We start from the raw sequence: 5,192 nt of genomic DNA on the forward strand, positions 1-5,192 counted from the left end.
CGAGCATGATTTAAGTGATCAGGATAAACAACAGATCATGCAGAATTTTGAGCAATGCCTTTTTTCAGGTTTAGACCGAGATCAATATCAAATCTTATGGGTACAGCATCAAGATAAAGTGAACCAAGATACAGGCGAAACAAGGCTTGAGCTTAATTTTGTGATTCCAAATGTTGAGCTTTCAACAGGCAAACGGCTACAGCCATTTTATGCGCCAGTGGATCTTGATCGAGTGGATCTCTTTAAACAAATTACCAATACCGAGCATTCATTGTATGACCCAGACGACCCAGAACACCGCCAATTATTTTTAAATAAGAAGAATTTGCCAAAGGACGTTAAGGACTTCAAAGAGCAGCTACATCAACGTGTCTATCGAGCTATTGCCAATGGTGAAATTGCCGATCGGCAAAAATTGGTTGAATGGCTTGAATCGAATGAAGTCAAAGTCACCCGACAGACCCAAAAATCAATATCAATCGAAAATCCATATGAAGGCGCAACACGTCCTATCCGTTTGAGTGGAGAGGTTTATGAGCAAGGCTTTAGAGCTACTGGCGAATATCGACAAGAAGTACAGCAGCGAATTGAAGAATACAGAGGAACAACTGGCGAAAGGTATCGAGCAAACGTCACAGATTATCAAAGACAGCTTGACCACAAGAGCCAATATCACAGCGACCGCTATTCAACAATCGGACGAGAAAATAGTCCAGAGTATTCAAAACAACGTCCAGACGGTCGAGAAGCAGCTCGACCAGTACCAAGCCTTGCTGCAATCGAAATTGACCCGTTTAACGAAGTTGAACGAGCAAATACAGAGCCAAGAACAGCAAGCCGAGAATCGAGTAATACAGAAAAAACTTACCATTTTGAATATGGGGCTGATTTCAGCAGCAGTTATTTTGCTTATAGCCATTTTGTCGCTTGGTCTCGTCACCAAAAACAAATACAAAGAGATGCAGACGCTAAACATGGTCATCAACGAGAAGCAAATGAGAGTCGACCACCTGAATCGGTTGGGAGGAAGCCTGAATATCAGCACATGCACCCCACTCAAGAGCAAATCCAAACGCCTATGTATCCTGATCAACGAGAATCAGGGACGATTCGGGAACGGCTACTACATTCCAATGGGGTACTAAACGATGACCGAATTAGAAACACAGTTATTGAAAATCATCGAAGAACAACAGCAGCAATTACTGCAACAACAAGCGCAGTTGCAGAATCAACAGAAAACTTTAGACAGTTCTTTGAGCCGAATAGTGAGAATATTGGAAGCGCAGGCGGAAACAATCAAAGCCGATCAAGACAACTTAGCGAAAATGCAAAAGTCATTGGCGACAATGCAGAAGCAATTTCACGATTTAGAGAAAAGTACAGGAACTTATACCGAGCAGATCAATGGCAAAGTCAGCGAGATGAGCCAAATTACAACGAATTACGAGGACGTACTGGAGAAAATCTCAACCGTACAGCGTTCAGTCTCGTCACAAGTAGCCAAAGCGCAACAGAATTTGGTCGCAACATCCGAAATATTGAAGAAAATCTCGTCCAGATGAAGCAACGACAACAGCAAAAGGAAATGGAAAAGCCCCAATCTAAGCAAGATCGGGGCATGAGTTGGGGGATGTAGCTGATATAGATTATCGTTAAATATTACTTGGTTATTTGGTTAAGGATATTCTCTACTTGTGTACGATTCATATTTTCAGTAGACAATGAGTAATATCTATTATTGTAATTAAAGTGTACATTATAAATGTCTTTACCACTTTCAGTTTTTAATGTTTCTATAGTCATAGGAACATTATTTACATTGTGGTTTAAGCTCTCTTGAAAAACCTCTACAATTGCACTGTTATTTGGGTTTAAATACATTTCAGTTACTTCAAACTTGGTACTACCATCTTGACTTTCATACAATCTATATAGAGAGTTGTATTTGCCTTCATTTACTGCACCTGAATACCATTTACCAGATAAACTTAAGTCTGGAACTAAAGTATCCATATTTGTTGGTTTAAAATCTAAAGGCTTTTCTTCCTTTAATGCTGCTCTTTTTTTATCTAAATGTGAGAATTCATTAGTAATTTTCCCACCACTAAAACTCCCATAACGATTTAAATTATCAAAACTTTTTGCTAAGTTCTCTTTTTGTTCTTTATTTAATTTTGATTCAGATAATTTGGTATATAAAACACCATCAGGGTATTTTTCCCTTAATGCTTTTAAATCAGAATCAAAGATGAATGTATCATCGTTGTTTTGATCTTTAGGAGGTGAAGATATATTTTTATTGGATGATTCAGGTGATACTATATTATTCTGAATAAATGGTTCAGAGGATGAGGTTGTTTTGGTATAGTTGGTACTATCACCATTACCTAGTATTTTAGTCTCAGTAACCGCTTGAGACTTTATAAAAATGATAATACCTAAAGCAATAATACCAACTATAAGAGCTATTAATAAAATCTTATTTTTTTTCATAGAATTTATAAAATTTGTCCAATACGTCCATTACAATCTTTTGCTGATGTGTATTGGGAAACAGCTCGTCCATTATCTAATGTTTCATAGTGCGTACCTGATACATTCCAAAATCTTGTATCACTTGTAGGATCAACATATCCTGCTCGAACACGATAACCACTTGGGTTACTTGAATTATTTGATCGTTGGTTTCCATTGGTAGCTTTTTGATCTGTTTTTGCATACATATTTTTATGTACACCAGTTAAAGCATCATAAGAAATAGACTCGTTATACCAACCATATCCAAAACCTGGCACGTAGAATTTACAATTACCTCGGCTGAAGGCTTCTGCTGGAACTGTAGCAGAGTAAGCTGAAACAGATATAAAGCTTAATAGTCCAAGAAAAATTTTTAATTTCATAATATTACCCTCTTCTTAATTTTTTTCTTTTATATCATTTGATCAAATCATAGGTAGTTAAAATATGTAAATTAGCCGAGCGTGAGTGAAAATAACTTTTTTGCACTAATTATGCTTTTCAAGTACATTACAATGTAATGAACTATCCATTAATGGTGATGATATGAGTTACACAAATTTTAATATGCGTCTTGATGATAACTTGCGTGCTAATGCCTATCCAGTTTTGGAACAATACGGATTAACACCAAGCCAAGCAGTACGCATGTTCTTCAATCAGATCGCAAGCACTGGTAAAGTTCCTTTGTCTTTTGATTGGGCTAATCGTGTGCCAAATAGCACCACGCTTGCAGCAATCGAAGCGGTAGAGTGTGGCGAAGTTACAACGTTTGAAACACCCGAAGAAGCGATGAAAGCTATGTTAGCCATTGCGAGCGATGAAGAATGAGCCAACAGAAAAAAGTCTCTATGACGAACCAATTTAAGCGAGATCTGAAAAAACAGTATTTGTTACTGGTATCGCCTGAATGGTCGGAGGTCTTTGGAACACTGGTTAAAAATGGCATTCTTGATGAAAAGTATAAAAACCATTACCTTTCTGGAAATTATATTGGTCATTTAGAGTGCCATGTTAAGCCTGATTTGTTGCTCATCTACAAGAATACATCTGATGAATTAACCTTAACTCGGCTTGGTAGTCATAGCGAATTGTTTGGATAGCCCACAACTATTTTTTATATAATTATAGATTTACAAAGAAAAAGCCCATTCAGTCTTGCAACTAAATGGGCTTTCGCTTTATATTTGGTGGTACGCAGTTATTTGATGTTACGAGCATCAAGTAACGAAGATCAGCAGAGTTAGCGCTCGTACTGATTTCACCTTTCGGCTTGTACCGCTTTTCAGATTTTATCAAATTGATAAAAAATGGCAAGTATTGTATCAGTAAAAAGTCTTTCGTTACCTAAATTCTCGTTCATCCAATAAGCAATACACTTGTATTCGGGTCTTATCAGCTTCTGTGCATCCTTTTTTAAGGTCGATATGCGGTGCATGTGGAGGGAATAAGTGTCACTGGTGCATCGTAGCGATAGTCGAAAGGCTAAACCGTTACAGGGGAATCTCACATAAACGGAACGTTAAGAGTAGTTGTATAGGTCGGTTAAGTTGCATGTTGGGGAAACCCTCGCAGAGATACCGCCATACTTCGACAGGGAGCGTGTGGGGAGAGGTGCAAAACCTTTAGTCCTTGTCTGCCATGTGTGCAAAGCATGGTGCGGATACGACCGATGCGTGGCTCCGTCAGCCTAATCAGGTTAAATCGGCAATACTTAAGGGATATGTCATTTTTTGAATGGCAGCCCTTAGGGAGAGTATTGCCGAAACTCTCTCAACGTTCACCATCTGCCTGAGTGAAACGAAGGCTGTGGTGACGGTGAGAGCAGTTGAGTGCCTTTAGTTTTACAAGATTCATGCCAATACCTGCTAGAGTTTATATACCGTGTCATTTGATTAAATTCTGGTGTAGGGCGTTTACCTGCATTTGAATAAGCAAGGATACACAGCTACCCCTATTTCACTTCGTTTAATAGTGGTAAGCTGTGACCTTGATCAGGGGCTTCACCCCCGATACCCCCGAAAAGCTCTAAATAGAAAAATCAAAGATTTTCCAATTTAGAGCTTACAAAAGCCAAAGCAGGGTAGATTGAAATGTCAGGACAGGAACAAGAAAACAAACAAAGCAAAGCAGTTCGTGAACGAACATTTAAAGTCAGACTTTCAGAATCAGAGTATCAATTGCTTGATGCTAATAATCCTTATGGTTCAATTGCAAAGCTACTTAGACAATCAGCAGTTGAGAAAGCAACAAAGATTCATAATTCCAACGCAGAAGATGACCAAAAAATTAAAGCAACAAAGGTTGTTGAATCTTCATATAGCAAGACAGAACGAGCCTTGATCTTAGAACTTGGTCGAATTGGTAATAATGTGAATCAGATTGCCAAAGCAGTTAATACCGATATTGCAGGGGTAGGTACTTTTGACAAAGTGAAGTTACTTCATTTGTTGATTTCCATAGATCAGCAGCTTCGGGAGTTACGCCCAGATGATCGTTGATTTCTTCAGACACGGTTCAGGTTTATCAAAAGGCTGTCTCGATTATTTGTTAGGTGAAGATCGAGAGCGTGAACATACACAGGTTTTGAGTGGTGACGTTGAATTAACAGCGCAGCTTATTGATAGCAGTCCTTACGCCAAAAAATACACTTTTACGAGCATGATTTAAGT

General features: G+C 38.4%; 7 protein-coding genes. 5 read left to right on the forward strand and 2 right to left on the reverse strand.

Annotated features, from left to right (window positions below):
• Positions 1-1,639, forward strand: a 1,639-nt coding sequence (locus B4J23_RS06340) for a relaxase/mobilization nuclease domain-containing protein (RefSeq protein WP_291359385.1), incomplete at its 5' end; no start/stop codon positions are given.
• 23 nt (positions 1,640-1,662) lie between these two features.
• Here B4J23_RS06340 and B4J23_RS06345 read toward each other — a convergent pair.
• Positions 1,663-2,496 (reverse strand): hypothetical protein, encoded by an 834-nt coding sequence (locus tag B4J23_RS06345; protein WP_086374818.1) that lies wholly within the window; start codon positions 2,494-2,496, stop codon positions 1,663-1,665.
• A gap of 5 nt (positions 2,497-2,501) precedes the next feature.
• Positions 2,502-2,903, reverse strand: a complete 402-nt coding sequence (locus tag B4J23_RS06350; RefSeq protein WP_086374819.1) for a hypothetical protein — start codon at positions 2,901-2,903, stop codon at positions 2,502-2,504.
• Positions 2,904-3,066: 163 nt separating this feature from the next.
• On the opposite strand from B4J23_RS06350, the gene B4J23_RS06355 reads away from it, so the two are divergent.
• The 4 genes from B4J23_RS06355 to B4J23_RS06370 all read left to right on the forward strand — a co-directional run bounded on the left by B4J23_RS06355 (position 3,067) and on the right by B4J23_RS06370 (position 5,190).
• Positions 3,067-3,351 (forward strand): type II toxin-antitoxin system RelB/DinJ family antitoxin, encoded by a 285-nt coding sequence (locus tag B4J23_RS06355; RefSeq protein ID WP_086374820.1) that lies wholly within the window; start codon positions 3,067-3,069, stop codon positions 3,349-3,351.
• Complete coding sequence (locus B4J23_RS06360) at positions 3,348-3,623, forward strand: type II toxin-antitoxin system YafQ family toxin (protein ID WP_086374821.1); 276 nt, start codon at positions 3,348-3,350, stop codon at positions 3,621-3,623. The genes B4J23_RS06355 and B4J23_RS06360 overlap by 4 nt, the downstream gene beginning before the upstream one ends.
• Before the next feature lie 990 nt (positions 3,624-4,613).
• Positions 4,614-5,021, forward strand: a complete 408-nt coding sequence (gene mobC, locus B4J23_RS06365) for a plasmid mobilization relaxosome protein MobC (protein WP_086374822.1) — start codon at positions 4,614-4,616, stop codon at positions 5,019-5,021.
• Positions 5,011-5,190, forward strand: coding sequence for a hypothetical protein (locus tag B4J23_RS06370; RefSeq protein WP_291359392.1), 180 nt, complete (start codon positions 5,011-5,013; stop codon positions 5,188-5,190). Before mobC ends, B4J23_RS06370 begins: the two co-directional genes overlap by 11 nt.
• Positions 5,191-5,192 lie beyond the last annotated feature (2 nt).

Source organism: Acinetobacter sp. UBA3025 (assembly GCF_002367915.1).
Lineage (GTDB): Bacteria > Pseudomonadota > Gammaproteobacteria > Pseudomonadales > Moraxellaceae > Acinetobacter.